General features: G+C 67.6%; 20 protein-coding genes. 14 read left to right on the forward strand and 6 right to left on the reverse strand.

From position 1 onward, the window contains the following. The first annotated feature begins 8 nt into the window (after positions 1-8). Entirely contained in the window at positions 9-368 is a 360-nt protein-coding gene (locus tag ACFV9Q_RS22425) for a cupin domain-containing protein (RefSeq protein ID WP_377236227.1), read from the forward strand. Between the two features lie 42 nt (positions 369-410). Then, entirely contained in the window at positions 411-1,226 is an 816-nt protein-coding gene (locus ACFV9Q_RS22430) for a sugar phosphate nucleotidyltransferase (RefSeq protein ID WP_377236319.1), read from the forward strand. 10 nt (positions 1,227-1,236) lie between these two features. Here ACFV9Q_RS22430 and ACFV9Q_RS22435 read toward each other — a convergent pair whose 3' ends face one another. Continuing rightward, a complete protein-coding gene (locus ACFV9Q_RS22435; protein WP_377236228.1) occupies positions 1,237-1,488 on the reverse strand; it encodes a hypothetical protein in 252 nt (83 codons plus the stop codon). A 168-nt stretch (positions 1,489-1,656) separates the two neighbouring features. Here ACFV9Q_RS22435 and ACFV9Q_RS22440 point away from each other — a divergent pair, with 168 nt between their 5' ends. The 3 genes from ACFV9Q_RS22440 (at position 1,657) to ACFV9Q_RS22450 (ending at position 3,557) form a co-directional block, all read left to right on the forward strand. Further along, positions 1,657-1,992, forward strand: a complete 336-nt coding sequence (locus tag ACFV9Q_RS22440; RefSeq protein WP_377236229.1) for a PadR family transcriptional regulator — start codon at positions 1,657-1,659, stop codon at positions 1,990-1,992. Further along, entirely contained in the window at positions 1,992-2,462 is a 471-nt protein-coding gene (locus ACFV9Q_RS22445) for an HAAS signaling domain-containing protein (RefSeq protein WP_377236230.1), read from the forward strand. Before ACFV9Q_RS22440 ends, ACFV9Q_RS22445 begins: the two co-directional genes overlap by 1 nt. Before the next feature lie 72 nt (positions 2,463-2,534). Then, positions 2,535-3,557 (forward strand): LacI family DNA-binding transcriptional regulator, encoded by a 1,023-nt coding sequence (locus tag ACFV9Q_RS22450; RefSeq protein WP_377236231.1) that lies wholly within the window; start codon positions 2,535-2,537, stop codon positions 3,555-3,557. 18 nt (positions 3,558-3,575) lie between these two features. On the opposite strand, the gene ACFV9Q_RS22455 is transcribed toward ACFV9Q_RS22450, so the two are convergent. The 4 genes from ACFV9Q_RS22455 to ACFV9Q_RS22470 form a co-directional block, all read right to left on the reverse strand. Beyond that, entirely contained in the window at positions 3,576-4,379 is an 804-nt protein-coding gene (locus ACFV9Q_RS22455; RefSeq protein ID WP_377236232.1) for a glycoside hydrolase family 16 protein, read from the reverse strand. A gap of 41 nt (positions 4,380-4,420) precedes the next feature. Continuing rightward, the gene (locus ACFV9Q_RS22460; protein ID WP_377236233.1) at positions 4,421-5,719 is read right to left on the reverse strand and encodes a glycoside hydrolase family 6 protein; all 1,299 of its coding nucleotides are present in this window, start codon (positions 5,717-5,719) and stop codon (positions 4,421-4,423) included. Positions 5,720-5,851: 132 nt separating this feature from the next. Further along, complete coding sequence (locus ACFV9Q_RS22465) at positions 5,852-6,535, reverse strand: phosphatase PAP2 family protein (protein WP_377236234.1); 684 nt, start codon at positions 6,533-6,535, stop codon at positions 5,852-5,854. Continuing rightward, positions 6,535-7,272, reverse strand: a complete 738-nt coding sequence (locus ACFV9Q_RS22470; protein ID WP_377236235.1) for a phosphatase PAP2 family protein — start codon at positions 7,270-7,272, stop codon at positions 6,535-6,537. The genes ACFV9Q_RS22465 and ACFV9Q_RS22470 overlap by 1 nt, the downstream gene beginning before the upstream one ends. Before the next feature lie 93 nt (positions 7,273-7,365). On the opposite strand from ACFV9Q_RS22470, the gene ACFV9Q_RS22475 reads away from it, so the two are divergent. The 6 genes from ACFV9Q_RS22475 (at position 7,366) to ACFV9Q_RS22500 (ending at position 10,575) form a co-directional block, all read left to right on the forward strand. Further along, entirely contained in the window at positions 7,366-7,581 is a 216-nt protein-coding gene (locus ACFV9Q_RS22475) for a hypothetical protein (protein ID WP_377236236.1), read from the forward strand. After that, on the forward strand, positions 7,578-7,967 hold the full coding sequence (locus ACFV9Q_RS22480) for a RibD family protein (RefSeq protein WP_377236237.1): 390 nt from the start codon (positions 7,578-7,580) through the stop codon (positions 7,965-7,967). The genes ACFV9Q_RS22475 and ACFV9Q_RS22480 overlap by 4 nt, the downstream gene beginning before the upstream one ends. Positions 7,968-7,996: 29 nt before the next feature. Next, entirely contained in the window at positions 7,997-8,254 is a 258-nt protein-coding gene (locus ACFV9Q_RS22485; protein ID WP_377236238.1) for a RibD family protein, read from the forward strand. Further along, a complete protein-coding gene (locus tag ACFV9Q_RS22490; protein ID WP_377236239.1) occupies positions 8,251-8,757 on the forward strand; it encodes a deaminase in 507 nt (168 codons plus the stop codon). The genes ACFV9Q_RS22485 and ACFV9Q_RS22490 overlap by 4 nt, the downstream gene beginning before the upstream one ends. A gap of 47 nt (positions 8,758-8,804) precedes the next feature. Then, positions 8,805-9,155: a hypothetical protein gene (locus ACFV9Q_RS22495; RefSeq protein WP_377236240.1), complete on the forward strand. Its 351-nt coding sequence runs from the start codon at positions 8,805-8,807 to the stop codon at positions 9,153-9,155. A gap of 313 nt (positions 9,156-9,468) precedes the next feature. Further along, positions 9,469-10,575: a hypothetical protein gene (locus ACFV9Q_RS22500; RefSeq protein ID WP_377236241.1), complete on the forward strand. Its 1,107-nt coding sequence runs from the start codon at positions 9,469-9,471 to the stop codon at positions 10,573-10,575. Here the strand turns inward: ACFV9Q_RS22500 and ACFV9Q_RS22505 are convergent. Next, positions 10,549-11,115, reverse strand: coding sequence for an NUDIX hydrolase (locus ACFV9Q_RS22505; RefSeq protein ID WP_377236242.1), 567 nt, complete (start codon positions 11,113-11,115; stop codon positions 10,549-10,551). The genes ACFV9Q_RS22500 and ACFV9Q_RS22505 overlap by 27 nt on opposite strands. 89 nt (positions 11,116-11,204) lie before the next feature. On the opposite strand from ACFV9Q_RS22505, the gene amcB reads away from it, so the two are divergent. The 3 genes from amcB to ACFV9Q_RS22520 are packed head-to-tail and all read left to right on the forward strand — an operon-like array spanning position 11,205 to position 13,287. Beyond that, positions 11,205-12,383 carry a cyclophane-forming radical SAM peptide maturase AmcB gene (amcB, locus tag ACFV9Q_RS22510; RefSeq protein ID WP_377236243.1) on the forward strand — a complete coding sequence of 393 codons (1,179 nt, stop codon included), beginning with the start codon at positions 11,205-11,207 and terminating at the stop codon, positions 12,381-12,383. Further along, complete coding sequence (gene amcA / locus ACFV9Q_RS22515) at positions 12,380-12,574, forward strand: multiple cyclophane-containing RiPP AmcA (RefSeq protein ID WP_377227520.1); 195 nt, start codon at positions 12,380-12,382, stop codon at positions 12,572-12,574. Before amcB ends, amcA begins: the two co-directional genes overlap by 4 nt. A 47-nt stretch (positions 12,575-12,621) precedes the next feature. Further along, entirely contained in the window at positions 12,622-13,287 is a 666-nt protein-coding gene (locus ACFV9Q_RS22520; protein WP_377236244.1) for a pentapeptide repeat-containing protein, read from the forward strand. The last annotated feature ends 355 nt before the right edge of the window (positions 13,288-13,642 follow it).

Raw genomic sequence — 13,642 nt, forward strand, 5'->3', positions numbered from 1 at the left:
CTGCCCCGATGTCGTTCAGCAAGATCTCGCTGGAGGGCCGGCTGACGGTGATCGCCGGCCCGCGGCCGCCGTCTGACGATGGTTTCTGCTCGGATCGGCTTCAGGTCTTGCACTGGCGCGTCGACGAGCCTTTCGGCGACGACGGAACTCATCTCCATCGGACGAGCGACGAGGTCTATGTCGTGCTGGAGGGCGCCATCGACCTGGAGATCGATGGGTCACTGATCACCGTTGCGGCAGGGGAAGCGGTGACCGTCGGCGCGGGCGTTCCTCATGCACTCCTGGCTGTCCAGCACCCGGCGCGAGGCCTGACCATCCGTGGTCCCGCCGTCAACGACAAAGTCGTCACCGACCCGCGTTCTATCTGACAACCACGACGAGAGAAGGACTGTGCAGTGGTCGAGAAGGCAGTGATCGCGGTAGCCGGTTTCGGGAGCAGGTTCTTCCCCGTCGCGAAGTCCATCAACAAATGCATGCTCCCGATTCTGAATCGCCCCGTGGTCGACTTCGCGGTCGCGGACTGCCTTGCCGCGGGAGTGGAACGGATCGCGTTCGTCGTCGCTCCGGGCGAGGCCGGTCGTCAGGTCCGCCACTACTTCTGCCACGACCCCGAGATCGAGGCCTACTTCACGGAGCGCGGCTGGGAGCAGAAGTACGAGCAGATCGCCGACCTGCACCAGCGGGCGGAGTTCACCTTCATCGAGCAGCCGCGCGACGGCCGCTACGGCACGGCGCTGCCCGCCATGCTGGCCGACGACTTCGTCGGGGAGGACGACTTCTTCCTCATCGCCGGTGATGACCTGCTGTTCCGCGCCGACGGCGGCTCCGACCTCGCGGACCTCGCCGAGGCGCGGGACCGCGCGGGGGCGTCCGCCGCCCTGGGCGCAGCCGTGGTCCCTGGCGCCGACGCCGGTCGTTACGGCGTGCTCACGACCCGGGAGTCAGGAGCCGGCCTCCCGCTCCTTGACGCGATCGTGGAGAAGCCCGCCCAGTTCACGGCCCCGGAGGCGTACGCCAACATCAGCCGGTCCCTGCTTCCCGCCGCCGTCCTGCCGTACTTCCGCAGCCTGCTGCCCGCGAAGAACGGTGAGTACCAGGCGACCGACGCCATCGGCGACTACGCGAAGGACCACGACACGCTGATCCACCCCGTTCGCGGCCGGTACTTCGACTGCGGGAACACGACCGGCTGGCTCGCCGCCAATCTGGCGGCCTCCCAGAGCTAGAAAGACGACGCTACGCGGGCGACGACGGCGTCGCAGCTCGCGCCAGCCGGCTGGCCAGCTGGTCGGCCAACGCCCTCGCGCGTGCCAGCTCCTCGATGATCCGACGGACCGCGTAGTCCCCGCCGGGCACGATGGACCCGGGACCCTCGGGCCATGGACCCGTCGGCATGGAGTGCGCGACGTCGAAAGCGGTGGCCGGGTCGTCGCGCCGGATGGTGCTGGTGTCGAGCAGCTCCATCGCGGCCTTCCACGCACGGTTCATGCCTCGGGTCCCGTCGGTCGGTGGTCTTTCCTCACCGTGGTCGCGGTGAGCAACTGATCCAGGGTCGCCGTCACGGCGCCGCTCGGCCAGGGACCAAAGTCCTGTCGCGCGAGGGACCAAGGCCATGGGGGCTATCTTGTGACGCAAGGAACCGCTATCGTGTGATGCATGATACCGACGTCGGAAATGGTCCTGACGCAGTTCCGCAAGGGAGTCGTGGAGTACTGCGTCCTGGCGTGCCTGCGCTCCGGGCCGGCGTACGGGCTCGAGCTCGCCGAACGCCTCGGCACCGACAGCACCCTGCTGACCAGCGAGGGAACGCTGTACCCGCTGCTGTCGCGCCTGCGTCAGCAGAACTGGGTCACCACCACCCAGGTGCCCTCCGCGGTAGGCCCTCCGCGCCGGTACTACGAGATCACCGACGAGGGGCGGGCGGCGCTCGACACCTTTACCGCGACCTGGTCCCGTTTCACCGCAGACGTCCGCACGACCCTGGAGTCCTGATGACCACAACTCCCGACCTTCCGCCGATCGTCGATGCCTACCTCGCCGATCTCGACCGCGCCCTGGCCTCCGCCGACCCGCGCGAACGCGCCGAGACCGTCGCGGCGGTGCGTGAGCACGCCGTCGAGTCGCTCGCGCGGCACGGCTGGGACGACGCATCGGCCCGTCGCGTGCTCGACGAGCTGGGCCCCGTGGACGTCATCGCGGCCGAGGTGACGCCCGCCCCGGCGCCGGCCGCCCCGGCACCCGCTCCCGGGGCGAACGTCGAGGCCACGGACGTGGTGCTGCCGATCCTCGCCGTCGTGGTGTGGCCGCTGGCGCCGGTCACCCTCGTGTGGGCGATCCTCCGGCTGCGCTCCGGCGTGGGCCACCGTCGCCTGCAGTGGCTCACGATCGTGCTCAGCGCCATCCCCGTCGCCGTCGGCATCGTGCTCGTCCTGCTGCACAACCTGAGTCTTTTCGGTCCGTGAGCTGCGGACCCTGCGGCGACGGGCGGCACCCGGGCAGCCGACGCCGCGACGTCCCGCACTAGGCTGAGCCGCATGCCCGACCGAGCGTTCAAGGTGCCCACCCTCGACGAGGTCGCGCAGCGGGCAGGGGTGTCGCGGTCGGTGGCGTCGCGCGCCATGAACAACGCCCGCAACGTCAGTCCGGCCAAGCGGGAGGCGGTCGCCCGGGCGGCGTCCGAGCTCGGTTACGTCCCCAACGCGACGGCCCGTGCCCTGGCGACGAGCACGGGCGGGTCGGTGGTTTTCGCCGTCTCCGACGACGACCCCGCGCTGTTCGGCGACCCGTTCTTCTCGCAGGTGCTCGTCGGCGTGGCCGGGGCCCTGGACCGGTCGGAGCTGGACCTGACGCTGATGCTCGCGTCGTCCGAGCGCGGCCAGGCGCGGCTCGACCGGCTGCTGCGCTCGCGGCGCTCCGACGGGCTGATGCTCATGGCCCTGCGCGGGGACGACCCGCTGAACCGCCTCGTGGCGGCGAGCGAGCTGCCCGTCGTGCTCGGCGGCCGGCCGCTGCGCGGCGAGGCCCGCTGGTACGTCGACGTCGACAACCGGGGTGGTGCCCGCCTTGCCGCCGAGCACCTGCTCGGGTCCGGACGACGTCGTATCGCGACCATCACCGGCCCGATGGACCTGCAGGCGTCGGTCGCCCGGTACGACGGGTTCGTCGACGCCATGGCGGTGGCGGGACGCGGCTCCGACCTGGTCGAGCACGCCGACTTCAGCTTCGAGGGTGGTGCCGAGGCGATGGCGCGGCTGCTCGCCGTCGACCCCGACCTCGACGGCGTCTTCGCCGCCTCGGACAACATGGCGGCCGGCGCCGTCCGCACCCTGAAGGCGAAGGGGCGTCGCGTGCCCGACGACGTCGCGGTGGTCGGCTTCGACGACCTGGAGATCGCGCGGCACACGGAGCCGGCGCTCACCACCGTCAGCCAGCCGATCCGTGGCCTCGGTCAGGAGATGGCCACGATGCTGGTGCGGCTGATCGGTAACGAGTCGCCGACCCCGGTCATCCTGCCGACCCGCCTGGTCGTGCGGGCGTCGGCGCCGGGCGCGGACTGACTCCGCGCCCGGGCGAGGTCAGTACTGCGTGTACTTGACCCACTCGTAGGTCGCCGTCCGCTGGCCGGTGTAGTTGAACGGCCCGAGCCAGCCGTCGACGCCGGTCCCCGGCCACAGGTTCATCATGATGCGCTGCGGACGCGTCGGGAGCGGGCCGCGCGAGCCGTTCTCCTGGTGGACGAGACGCCCGTCGACGAACCAGTTGATCGTGCCGCCGTTCCACCACTCGATGGCGTAGTCGTGGTACCCAGACGCGGCGTCGAAGCCCAGGTCGATGACCGACTCGTGGCCGCCGACGCCGTTCGTGAAGTAGTTCGTCTGCATCTGGCGGGTGTTCTTGCCGAGGATCTCGACGTCGATCTCGTCCCACGGCTGGCCGTCGCCCGGCCCGGTGTAGGTGAAGAACGAGGTGACGATGCCCGAGCCGGACGCTGCCTTCATGCGGACCTCGAAGCGCCCGTAGGAGTACAGCTCGTTGCTGCGGTACTCCCCGGAGGCGTACGGCCTGCCTGAACAGCCGCCGGGGCAGGAGACGTTGTCCAGGTTCAGACCCAGGACGCCGCCGTTGTGCCAGGCGTGGTCGGCGCGCCAGCCCGCGTTGAACATGCCGCCGTTGGTCCACCCGTCCGCCTTGTGCCAGCGCCCGGTGTTGTAGGAGTCGAGGTTGTCGGTGAAGCTGCCGCCGACCGCGGCGGCCGGGGGCGTCAGACCCGGTGTCGCAGAGAGGCCGAGCAGCAGGCCGAGGGCCAGAGCCGGGGCCAGGCCGAGGAGCCGGCGTCGGCGTCGGGCGGTGGAACGGTGTTGCGTCGTCGCTGATCGCATGCGTGCCTCCGTTTGGTTTCTTGGCTGGTTGGTGGGTGCGGTCAGTGGTGGGCGCCGAGCGGCGGCTGGGCGAGCTCGATGAGCTCCCGTGCCTGCTCGGGGAACCACTGGCCGGCGGGCGGGTCGACCATGCCGCGCTCGGGGTCCTCCGGTCCGCCGAGGCCGCGGAAGCACTCGCCGTCGGACTCGCCGGGGATCTTGATCCACAGCAGGGCGTCGACGAGCTCGTTGCCCGTGTCGGTCGTGGGCCGCAGGCCGAGGCCGCGGTCGGGCGGGTTGCACCAGGTCTCGGCGTCGGGATAGACCCCCGCGGGCGCGGCCCAGGCGCCCCGGCCGTTGCGGCTGGTGTCGACGACGAAGTGCGTGGTGGGCTCGACGTCGCCCAGCACCAGCTCGTAGCGCGAGTCGATGCCCGCGGTGTTCAGCGCCGGGTCCTCCGCCGTCGGGCTCCAGACGCCCTGGTTGGACAGCGTGACGCCGGTCCAGTCGTTCGCCGGGCCGCCGCTCCAGTACTGATTGCCGCAGCCGGCGTAGTCGCCGGGCGAGACCCGCGTGACGAAGGCGATGCACTGGGAGACCCAGGTGCCGTAGGCGACGCTGTTCTCGGTGAACTCGTAGTTGGACACGTTCAGGAAGAACCCGTCCGCGCGCTCGACGCCGGCCTTGACGAGCCGGTCGGCGGACTCGCCCACGTTCAGCCAGGACGCGCCCGTTCCGTCCAGGTAGACGACGGCGTTCGGCAACTCTTGCAGGCGGTCGACGGCGTAGTTGAGCATCTCGAACCGCTCCGCCGCGGCGTCCCGACCGGTGGTCTCGGGGTCGTACTCGGGCGGCCGGCAGTTCTCGAGCTGCCCGTCCAGCGTGGTGTACCAGGGGATGACGCCGAGCCCGTCCGGCTCGAGCACGACGGCGACCTCCTCGCGGCCGATGCCCGCGGCGAAGCCGTCGATCCACGCCTTGTACTCCGCGACGTCGCGGGCGCCGCCGGCCGAGTAGAGCGCGCAGTCGCGGAACGGGATGTTGTACGCGACCAGCACGGGGACCTTGGTGCCGGTGCGCTTCACCAGCTTGTGGACGTCCTTCTTGACCTCAGCGGGTGTGCCGTCAGTGAACCAGGTGGAGCTGGGGATCTTGCTGAGCAGGAGCGCGTCCCGCTTGGCCTGCCCGCGCAGGGCGTGCGCGGCTTCTTTCGTGGAGCTCTGGGGGTTGTTGTAGAGCTTGGTGCCGGGGCTGAGGACGTCGTTGGCCGCCCAGGCTTCGGTCGTGCTGCCGGTGCTGAAGAGGGCGGTGCCGAGCGCGCACGCGGTAAGCGCGGCCAGGAGCCGGCGGGGTCGTTTCATGAGGGTTCTCCCAAGGTCTCTGCGAACGCGTCATTGCGTGTTCGTCGCGGTGCTGCATGGGACGTGCACAGAACTGGAACATTGTGGAAGCGCTCCCAGCCCGACCATGGTGTTGGGAGGTGGGGGAGCGTGTCAAGGCGTCCGTCGTAGCCAGTACCACCCGAGCACCACGCACACGAGACCGTTGAGCACCCCCACGGCGACGTCGCTCGGATAGTGCATCCCTCGGTACAACCGGGAGTAGATGACGAGCAGGGGCAGCACCACCAGCACGGCGGTCACGATCACGCGCAGCCACGGGTACCGGATCCGCTGGGCCATCAGCGCCAGCGAGACGTAGAGCGCTACCGAGGCGCCGGAGTGGCCGCTCGGGAAGCTCGAGGTCGGCGGTGCCGCGTCGAGCTGCTCCACCTCGGGGCGTTCGGCGCTCACGACGAGTGCCGCCAGCATGAAGACCGCCGCCTGGACGGCGACCGCGATCGCCGGGACGACCGCGTACCACCACTGCCTGGTTCGCCACCAGACGATGCCGGACACGACGAGGCAGATCCCGATGATCGTCTCGGTGGTCCCCAGCACGCTCCACACCTCCGTGAGGAGGTCGAGGGTCGCCGTGCGCTGCTCGACGAACCATTCGTTGACCACGCTCTCCCGCTCTCTGAGTTCCGCCAGCGGGCCGGTGAGCAGGAACCCGAGCGCCACAACGAACACCCACCACACCACTGCCGGAACCCCGACCCGCAGGCCGAGGTCGCGGCGCACCTCACGCCTCTCGGGTGTCGATGTGTCGTCGGTCCACCGATCGAGGTCGAGCATCAGGATGACGTGCCCGGCTCGCGGCGCGGCGCCGACCAGTGCTGGTAGGCGAGGTACGACGCCAGCACGAAACCGACGCCGAAGAGGACGCCCGCCACCACGTCGGAGGGGTAGTGGACGCCGAGCATGACCCGGTCGGCTCCCGTGGCGACCGTGAGCACCGCCGCTCCCGCCACCGCAGCGACCCGCAGGGCCCGCGACCTGAGCGACGGCCACACGAGCACCACCAGCGTGGTCGCCATCGCCGCCGTGTTCGCGGCGTGCCCCGACGGGAACGAGAAGCCGCCCGCGCTCTCCACCGGCTGGTCCAGCACCGGCCGCGCGCGTCGCACGAGCTCCTTCAGCAGGTTGGACAGTCCCCAGGCCGTGAGGATCGTCGTGAGCGCCCACCAGGTGCGCGTGGCGTTGCCGGTGCGCCACCAGTAGACGAGGCAGAGCGCGGCGACGGGCACCAGTAGATGCGCCGCGAGGAAGGCCCACTGCCACACGACGAGCGTTCGCAACAGCTCAGGGTGTGACGCGGTGAGTGCCGCACCCGCGGTCACGGCGTGCTCGTCGAGCTGGACGAGCGGCGGCCATTGTTCGCGTACGAGAAGTGCGATGGCGACGACGGCGGCGCCGGTCGTGACACCAACCAGCGCAGCGCGTACCAGGCGGCGCGTGCGACCTGCTGTCGCTCGCGCCGCCCCGCCGGTCTGCGGACCGCGGGCGGGGCTGCGGTGCCGTGCGGGTCTCATCTCGACACGCTCCCACAGGGCATCGCCACTGGCGCATGGTGGCGCGCGTCGTGACCTGCCACCGTGCGACGCGAAACTGACGTGGGGGCGGAGGTGACGCTCGCACGGCAGGCTGGGAAGACGATCGTGCCGTTCCCCCGCACCGGCGGCACCGCGGGCCGCTGCTTCGAACAGATGCGAGCGGATCCGCGTCATCATGGTGGCCTTGTGAGGTCCATTCTCGACGAGATCGGGGCCTGCGAGAACGCGGCGCAGTACGGAATGCTCGTAGAGCGCATCGTCTCGATGAAGGTGGAGGCCCGAAATTGACCAGCCGACCGTATGTCGTGCTTTCTGTGGCGGCGAGTCTGGACGGGTATATCGACGACGCGACGCCTGAGCGGTTGCTGTTGTCCAACGACGAGGACTTCGACAGGGTCGACAGCGTGCGTGCCGGCGTCGATGCGATCCTCGTGGGGGCGAGCACGATCCGAGCGGACGACCCTCGTTTGATGGTCCGCTCGGAGGATCGCCGTGCGAAGCGGCTTGCCGACGGGCAGCCGGAGTCACCCGTGAAGGTGACTATCACGGCCAGTGGAGAGATCGACCCTGAGGCGAAGTTCTTCACGACCGGTGACATCGACAAGATCGCGTATACGACGGCCGCCGCCGTCCGGCCTTGTCAGCTCGCATCGGGCACGCCGCCACGGTCTTAGGACTCGGTGACCGTGTCGATCCGGCGGACGTGCTGGCCGATCTGGCGGCACGAGGCGTGGAGCGCCTGATGATCGAGGGTGGCGGGATGATGCACACGATGTTCCTGTCCGCAGGCCTCGTGGACGAGTTGCACGTCGTATTTGCGCCGTTCTTCGTCGGCGATGCGAGCGCACCGCGCTTCGTCAATCCCAGCGGGTTTCCGCAGGACAGCAGGCACCGCATGACCCTTGTCGAAACGCAGGCCATCGGCGACTGCGTGCTGCTGCGCTATCGTCCGCAGCGATGAGCGACTTCCGTGGAGCCACAGACACTGCTCTCCTCAAGCAGGCCATTGGCCTGGCGTGGCGATGCCCCCCGTCCGAGACCGCGTTCTCGGTCGGAGCGATGATCGTGGCCGACGACGGGACGGTGCTGGGCACGGGATGGTCGCGCCGTGGCGATCTTCGTGAGCACGCCGAAGAAGCGGCGCTGGCCGATGTCGCTGAGGCGGATCGCGGACTGCTTGCCACTGCCACGATCTATACGTCGCTCGAACCTTGCAGCACGCGTGCCTCACGTCCCGTCACCTGCACGCAGCACATCTTGCAGGCCGGAATCCCGCGTGTCGTTTTCGCATGGCGTGAGCCCGACCTGTTCGTCGACTGCGTCGGTGCCGAGACGCTGCGTGCTGCCGGCCGTGAGGTCCTGGAGCTGGCCGAACTGGCCCCTGCTGCGCGTGAACCCAATGCGCACCTGCTCCCCACGAGCACGGAGTCCGCGCCCGACAGCGATGGACCACACAACGAGTGATCCTGTCGACGATGTGACGCGGCTGTTGGCACGGAAAGGTTCCCGATGTGATGGAAGCGAACCCTCTTGAGTTGGTGCGCCTCGTGCGCTCGCTCGCAGTGCTGGCGCTTCCTGCGGAAGAGCAGTTTCGTTGGCTTGCTTCGCTTGGGCTTGGCGAGCCAGCTCTGACCGACGAGCTCGCGCTCGAACTGGAGAACGCGGTTCTCGCTGCCCCGGAGCTCGTTGCCGCAGGATGGCTCCGATCCGAGGCACTGCAGCTTGCCCGCAACCTGGATGCGAAACTGGAATCGAGGAGCGGGCCCGCTGCTGGTTCCTTTTGGTCAATCGAAGCACTTCGAAACGATCCCGAGTGGGCGGATATTCGGGTTCAAGCTGTTGAGGCGCTGATGGCTCTATGACGGACTAGGCAGAAGATTGGACATGTGGGACCTTCGGCGTTCGTGCTGGTATTTGTGCCGAGCGAGTTCAACCCGATCACGGTCCTTTCTTGCCCCAGCTGAGGGATTTGTGTAGCTAGCGGCCGCTGATGCTGGTGCGGCGTGCTGTGGGAGGGGCACACTGGGCGGCAGGCGGGAACCTGGATCGGGCAGGAGCCGATCATTGACACGGCACGCTTGTGAGACTGGGGGTGGAGCGGCGGTGGCAACCCCTAATGAGCGTCTCCGGCGGCTCCGCACCGAGAAGGTTTCCCACGCGGACCCTGCACGGCCCATGAGTCGCGCTGAACTCGCCGAGCTGGTGAACCTGCACCTCTGGCGCACGACCGGTCGTCGTGCGGCCCTCGAAGCTGACGCGATAGCTCGGTACGAGCGAGGGGTGGTCGGTTGGCCGAGCAAGACCTATCGCGCTGCGTTCCGTGCAGTGCTTGATGTGGCGACCGACGCCGAACTGGGTTTCTACCCGAGCCCACGCGGACCAAAGGCGCGGTCGGACGCTGCCGATGACGACCTCATGGGCTGGCTCCAGCGTGCGTCGTCAGTCAACGAGACCACAATTGCGACATTGGCTGTTCGGACCGAGGAGATTCGCCTGGGTGATCGTGGGCAGGCCAGCGTCACGACGAGCAATGCACTCAAGGAGCATCTGGAAGTCCTGTGGTCCTTGCGGGCGTACAGCCTGGAACCGACTATGCGCGAGGCACTGGCGAGCGTCTACAGCGATACCGCGTCCTTGGCGGGCTGGGTGCACCTGGACAGCGGGAACATCAAGGAAGCGTGGCGTCTGCACGAGGCCGCCAAGGACGCTGGTCGTGAGAGCTCGGCCAGAGCTGATCTTGCTCACGCCACCGCGCAGCAGGCGTACGTCCTTGTTGACACGGATCAACCGCACTACGCGCTGCGTATTGCAGAACACGCGATCACCGTCGCCGCGACGGGGTTGTCCGGTCCAGTGCGGTCCTGGCTCCACGGAGTGGCGGGCGAAGTCGCTGCCATCGTCGGAGATACGACGGCAAGCATGGAGCATTTTGACCGGGCCGTGGCGCTCTTGTCCGGCGATACGCGCGACCCTGATGCTCCCTACATCATGCTCGACGAATACAGCCTCGCCCGCTGGCGCGGAGCAGCCCTCGCCCGTCTCGGAGACGAGGAAGCAATCGCCGACCTGTATTACGCGCTGAGCGGCATGGACCCCAACCACTTACGCGCTGGGGCCCAGCTCAACGTGGACCTCGCCCATTCCCTTGTCGCGGCTGGTCACAAGTCCGATGCAGTCCAGACGCTCGATACTGCTCGCGGGCTTGCTGAGCGAGCTGGGTCAGTGCGCCAGAACCGCCGCATCAGGAGCCTCCAGTCACGCCTGGGCGTCCAGGCCGGCTAGCACAGCAAGGAGGCCGACGAGCGTTCCAGAACCCAGCACTTCTCTGGCCTGAATGAGCCCCGCCACTTGAGCCAGAGGGACCCACTCGATGAGGGCTGCTTCCTCTGCGTCCGTTGGCTCGCCGATGTGTTCAGCACCGTGGAAGACGAAGACCTCATGAGGTGTGTCCACCATCCCGGGCATCGGTTGAAACCCTGCGACCGGAAGCCCCTCGCCTCTAGGCTTCCAACCGGTCTCCTCAACGGTCTCCCGGACGGCGGCAGTCCGCGGCGACTCGCCCCTTCCGACGATCCCGCCTGGAGCGTCCCAGCCAATCTGGTCCGTGGCGAAACGGTGACGGCGCATCAGCAGGACGTGGTCGCCGGCGTCATCCAGAACGATCGCGGTGGAGACCGTCTGGAGCCGGACCACGTGGTGCCAGAACCGGCGGCCGTCCGGTGGTTCGATCTCCACCTGAACCAGCCGAACCCACGGGTTGTCGTAGAGCACCCGCTCACCGAACACCTGCGTCAGCGGCACACCGGTCTCGTCTTCGGTCACATGGTCACTCTGACACGGTAACCGTCCCAGCCAGAATGCCGTCCAGAATGCCCACCCCACTGAGGTGGTCTCAGAGCCAAGGTGAGTCCATGAGCACACCCCGTCTCACGGACTCTGCCGAGGCTTACGCGGCGTGGATCGCGCCGCAGGCCAGCCTGGTCGTGCTGCAGCCGACGACCCTGTGCAATCTGGATTGCTCCTATTGCTACCTGCCGTTCCGCAAGAGGCGTATGGAGATGTCTGTCGAGACCGCGCAGGCTGTGGCTGCGTCGCTCGCCGAGCAGCAGCTTGATCACGTCACCGAGGTCTGTTGGCATGGCGGCGAACCTCTGACGATCGGGACAGAGAAACTTGCGGCTCTGATGGCGCCGTTCGAGGAGCTGCGTCGTGCCGGGCGGGTACGACACAGTCTCCAGACGAACGCCACGCTGATCGACCATGCCTGGTGCGATCTGTTCCTGAAGCATGATGTTGCTATCGGCGTGAGCATCGACGGGCCTGCGGACCTGAACGCGGAGCGCGTCGACTGGGCAGGTAGGCCCGCGTTCGATCGCATCGTCACCGGTATCGGGAGGCTGGTCGAGCGGAAGATCGGGTACTCCTTGATCGCGGTGGTCGGTGCAGGGATCGACCGCGCCGTCGACCTCCTGGACTTCCTGGCTGGCTTGGGCCCGACATCGATCGGGCTCAACATCGAAGAACTTGAGGGCGTGAACACCTCGCGGTCTCAGCCCGTCCCCGCGCGGGCCAGAGCATTCTGGGAGGCGGTGTTTGCATGGTCGGCTGATCATCGGGACGTCGAGATCAGAGAGCTGGACCGGCTGGCTTACTACTTGCGCACCATTCGTGACGGGGGACGTGCGTCATGGGAGGCACATCGGTACGACCCGCTCCCAACCGTTGCCGCCAATGGTGACGTCGTTCTGCTGTCTCCGGAACTGGCGGGAATCCGCGACGAGCGCTACAGCGACTTCCTCGCGGGCAACATTCTCGCCGAGCCCTTGAACGAGATCCTGGCAGGTGCATGGCGGCTGCCCTATGTGTCGGAGTTCCTGGACGGTTTGACGGCCTGCCGCGAGACCTGCAGTTTCTTCGACTTCTGCCGAGGAGCGCAGGCCGGGAACCGGTACTTCGAGAACGGCCGCTTTGACACGACGGAGACGAACTACTGCCGGACATCCAAACAGGAGCTCGTGCAGGCCCTGGCCGGCATCGCCCAGCTGCCCGCTACGTCAACTAGCACTCGATCTACGGAGGACGAGAAATGAGCCGTGCGACCGAACGAACGAAGAGCCTGCTCGCCAAACTCGTCGAGTCCAACCACGAGGTGGTCACCGCACTGACGGGCGCCAGACGCCACGAGGCGGAGTGGGACAACCGACCGTCCTGGGACAACTGGAAGAAGACGCCGGGCCCTTGGGACAACCGGCCGAGCTGGGATAACTGGAAGAAGAGGTAGCCCGTGCCCAGCACCCAGATCTGCCCGCGAGCCTACTGTGGGGGACCATGGAGACTCTGACGATCCGCGACACCACCGCAGACCTACCCGTCCTGGACCAGGAAGATCTCACGGACGTCTCAATGCTCCAGCCCGAGAACGGGCGCCTCTCGCTCTTCAACTACAGCGGCAAGGATCTGCGGACTCTTGAACTCAGCGGGGCTCAGTTCTACGACGGTCGCATCAGTGAAGTAACGGCGGAACGGATGGACGTTGACCAGGTTCGCCTGTCATCCGTCGAGTTCGTCGGGTGCGACCTGGCCACGCTGACGCTGAGCCACAGCCGGCTTTCTCGAGTCCGGTTCGCCAACTGCCGCCTGCTCGGCGCGCGCTTCGACGATCTGGTCCTGGAGGACGTCGTGTTCCAGGACTGCAAGATCGACTACGCGACACTGAGCGGTGTCACAGCCAAGGGACCGGTTGTGTTTGTCGGCTGCTCGCTGATCGAGACCGAACTGGATGGGTGTGACCTGTCCGGCGTCGCATTCGAGGACTGTGTTCTGCGTGCCACGTCGTTCCAGGCGGGCACGTACCGGAGTGCGGATCTTCGGGGCAACAACTTGTCTGTCATCAGCGGGGCGGTCAACCTCAAGCGGGTCGTGATCGACCGGTATCAGCTCGCGGATCTCTCGCTCGTCCTGGCCGATGAACTCGGGATCACAATCGCTGACTGACATACCGACGCAGAGCGGCCGCGTCCTCCCGTCGTGAGACTCCTGCGGAGTCAATAAGGGCCACTCGGCGCCGCTTCCAGCCCTCCAGAATGCACGAAGCCCAGGTCAGAAACAGTCTCTGACCTGGGCTTCCGCACTCTGAGCGGGCGACGGGAATCGAACCCGCGTAATTAGTTTGGAAGCCTTGCCGGACGGCGATCGGATGATGCGGGTCAACCGGTTGAAAAGGGCTGCTGACCTGGTCTTATTGTAATGCCGGAGTGGGCTTGCATGGGGTCGAGACTGGCCCTCATTGGCCCTAACTAGGGCCAGGTTGGCGGAAGTTAGGGCCAATAAGGGCCAGTCCGATACCCGC

Source organism: Promicromonospora sp. NPDC059942, from assembly GCF_042731755.1.
Classification (GTDB): domain Bacteria; phylum Actinomycetota; class Actinomycetes; order Actinomycetales; family Cellulomonadaceae; genus Promicromonospora.